The organism is Thermophilibacter mediterraneus (genome assembly GCF_900119385.1).
GTDB lineage: Bacteria > Actinomycetota > Coriobacteriia > Coriobacteriales > Atopobiaceae > Thermophilibacter > Thermophilibacter mediterraneus.
On the sequence record NZ_FPKO01000001.1, the window covers coordinates 1 to 2979 of the forward strand.

Annotated in this window: 3 protein-coding genes; all 3 read right to left on the reverse strand. The window is 72.7% G+C overall.

What is annotated here, in order from left to right:
- Window positions 1-196 precede the first annotated feature (196 nt).
- From BQ7106_RS00005 to rlmD, 3 genes are read right to left on the reverse strand one after another with little or no spacing between them, the layout of a single operon-like run.
- Window positions 197-646 (reverse strand): GNAT family N-acetyltransferase, encoded by a 450-nt coding sequence (locus tag BQ7106_RS00005; protein ID WP_072369391.1) that lies wholly within the window; start codon window positions 644-646, stop codon window positions 197-199.
- Window positions 647-689: 43 nt separating this feature from the next.
- Complete coding sequence (locus BQ7106_RS00010; RefSeq protein ID WP_072369395.1) at window positions 690-1472, reverse strand: nucleotidyltransferase domain-containing protein; 783 nt, start codon at window positions 1470-1472, stop codon at window positions 690-692.
- A gap of 38 nt (window positions 1473-1510) precedes the next feature.
- Window positions 1511-2803, reverse strand: a complete 1293-nt coding sequence (gene rlmD / locus BQ7106_RS00015; protein WP_072369398.1) for a 23S rRNA (uracil(1939)-C(5))-methyltransferase RlmD — start codon at window positions 2801-2803, stop codon at window positions 1511-1513.
- Between the last annotated feature and the right edge of the window lie 176 nt (window positions 2804-2979).

Genomic DNA, 2979 nt, shown 5'->3' on the forward strand with positions numbered 1-2979 from the left:
GTATCCCCGTTCCGCACTCCCCGTCCGCACCCCCGTTCCGCATCCCCTTCCGCACCCCCCCAAGGTCACAGACGCCAGTGGGAATTGTGCGGACACAAGGTCACTTGACGCCAGGTTGGGACAGGCGAGAAGAACCTCCAAACGTGTGCGGCCCGCCACCGTCCGCGTGCCCCGACGCTCGGAGGCGCTGCGCGCGCTACGGCGTGGCCGACGCGCCCAGGCGCAGGACAAGCAGGTCGTCGCGTGTCCCGCTCACGATGAAGCCGCACTTCTCGGCGACCCGACGGCTCGCTGCGTGGCTGGGGGAGCACTCGATGACCGCATCTCGCCCGGTCGCGTGCGCCCGAGCGGCGAGAACCCCCGTGAGCTCGGTTGCGTAGCCGCGTCCCCACGCCCGCGGGGCGAGCACCCAGCCGATTTCCATCGAGCGCTCGTCGAAGGCGTGGTAGATGACGTAGCCGCAGAACCCGTCGTCATCCTCGACGGCCCAAATGAGCGGCGGCTCACAGAGCCCCGCCTCCGCCAGGAACGCCTGCGTCCGCTCGGGCGAGAAGGGAGCCTCAAGGTAGCGCATCACCCGCTCATCGGCGAGAAGCGCCATGAGGGGCCCGAGGTCCTTCTCGGTCATGCGGCGTATCGAGAGCATGAGGCCTCCGTCTCCGGTGCCGCCCAAGCTGATCGCGTCCTCGTCAGCGCCCGGCGGGGAAGAGCGTCGCGCCCAGGCTCGAGCGCACCCACTCCCAGAGGCGAAGGTCGAGCTGCGCGCGCAGGAACGGCCCCGCCTCGGCGAGAAACGCGCCGAGCGCCTGCGTCAGGAGCTCGACGGCCCGCGGCAGCTCCTGCCCGCTCAGGTGGGCGTAGAGATCCTCCAGCAGGCGGTAGCGCTCCGGCGGCACGATCTGGTTGAGCTTCTTGAGCCCGAGAAACGCGTAGGTCGGGTCGTCCGGCCAGCGCAGCAGGACGGCGGCCGACCCGGCGGAGTCGCTTAGGATCTTGGCTGCCCACGCGTAGTTGCCGCAGCGATAGGCGCTGTCGGCCTCCACGATGCCGTAGAGCGCGCTCGAGAAGAGCCGTGCCAGGGTCTCGTCGCTCACCGCCGCGCGCTCCCATGCGAAGCCGTCGAAGAGGCCGCTCGGGTCACTCCACACATGGATGGGGTCCTCGTGACCGATCTCTTCCTTCAGAGCCACATAGAGGTCAACATGGGTCGCGTCGTCGAAAATCGCCACGAGCTGCGGAAGCCCGAAGTTCACCTCCTCGAGAAAGACCGGCTCGTCGAAGGCCGCCAGGTACGCCCGCCGCCGCGCGAGCACGGTCTCTCGCGCGGCGGGGGAGACCACGAGATAGAGGTCAACGTCGGAGTGCGCGTCCTCGTCGCCGCGGCCGAACGAGCCCTTGAGAAGCGCTGCCTCGACGAGCCCGTCGGCCATTGCCGCCCCGGCCACGGCCTCTATGGCCTCGATCTGCCTCATGTCGCCGCTGCGTCCTCTCTGCGATGCCTCGGGCGCGCCTACGCGCGCTCGAGCAGCGTCACCGTCTCGACGTGGAAGGTCTGCGGGAAGAGGTCGACCGGCGTCACGCGCGAGGGCCGGAACGTCCCGGCCTGCTCGAAGCGGGCGAGGTCGCGCGCGAGCGTCGCGGGGTCGCAGCTCACGTAGGCGATGGCGCGCGCGGGCTGCTCGGAGAGCCTGCGGACCACGTCCTCGGCCAGCCCCGCGCGGGGAGGGTCGACCACGATGACGTCGGCGTCGGTGTCGGGGAACTCGCGACCCGCGTCGCCGCCGATGGGGTCGACGTTGTCGAGGCCCGCGGTCTCGAGGTTGCGGCGCAGGTCGCGCACGGCGGGTCCGTAGGACTCCACCGCGCTGACGAACCCCGCGCGCCGCGCGAGCGGCAGCGTGAAGGTGCCGGCGCCGCAGTAGAGGTCCATGGCCTCCTCGTCCTCGGCGGGCCGCAGCGCCTCCATCACGAGCTCGACGAGCTTCTCGGCGCCGCGCGTGTTCACCTGGAAGAAGGAGGGCGCGGAGACGCGCATGCGCTCCTCGCCCACGAGCTCGCCCCAGGAGCCCGCCCCCGAGAGGCACTCGACCCCTGCGATCCGGCGCGCCTTCGCGGGTCCCTTCTGCATCACGCGGACCACCGACGTGGGCCTGAGCGCGTCGGCGAGCACCTTGGCCGCCTGGGCGCGCGGGAAGGCGCCGGGACGGTCCCAGAGGGCCACCTCGACGTCCTTGGTGCGCCGTGACACGCGGATCCCCACGCGCTCGAGGTCGAGGCCGTGGCTGTTCGAGAGGTAGGTGAGCGCCCCCGCGACGGACTTCACCGCGCCCGCGTGCGCCTTGTCGAGCAGCATGCAGCTCTTCACGCGCACGACGCCCTCGCCGCCCGCGGCGTGCATGCCGAGCGCGGCGCGCCCGCGCTCGCGCACGACGGCGAGCTCCACCTTGTTGCGATAGCCCCACGGCTCGCCGGGGGACTCGAGGGGCGCCACGAGCGCCTCGGCGCGCTCCGTGCCCATGCGGGCGATCCGGGCGAGCGCGTCGACCACGCCGGCGCGCTTGGCGCGGGCCTGGGCGGGGTAGGAGAGCGACGCCCACGGGCAGCCGCCGCACGCGCCCGCGAAGGGGCACGCGGACGGCACGCGGTCGGGCGAGGGCTCGAGCACCTCCACGACGCGCGCGTGGGCCCAGCGCTCCTCCTCGCGGTCGACGACGGCGCGCACGCGGTCGCCCGCGACGGCCCCCGCGACGAAGACGGCCCTGCCGCCCTCGTCGCGAGCGACCGCGTCGGGGCCGTAGCTCATGCGCTCGCAGGTCAGCTCGAGCTCGTTGGGCTGGCTCACTCGTCACCCCCGCCGAAGAGCGTCCCGAAGGCCTGGCCGAAGAGCCCGAGCGCACGGGAGACGCGGCCGCGCCTCTGTCGCGGCGCCGGCCTCGGAGCGGGGGCCGCGACAGAGGCGCGGCCGCGTCTCCCGTGCGC

What these genes read in the sequence shown, in the direction of transcription:
- BQ7106_RS00010 (WP_072369395.1), bottom strand. Translation starts at nt 1,472, where the DNA reads ATGAGGCAGATCGAGGCCATAGAGGCCGTGGCCGGGGCGGCAATGGCC.
- BQ7106_RS00005 (WP_072369391.1), bottom strand. Translation starts at nt 646, where the DNA reads ATGCTCTCGATACGCCGCATGACCGAGAAGGACCTCGGGCCCCTCATG.
- rlmD (WP_072369398.1), bottom strand. Translation starts at nt 2,803, where the DNA reads ATGAGCTACGGCCCCGACGCGGTCGCTCGCGACGAGGGCGGCAGGGCC.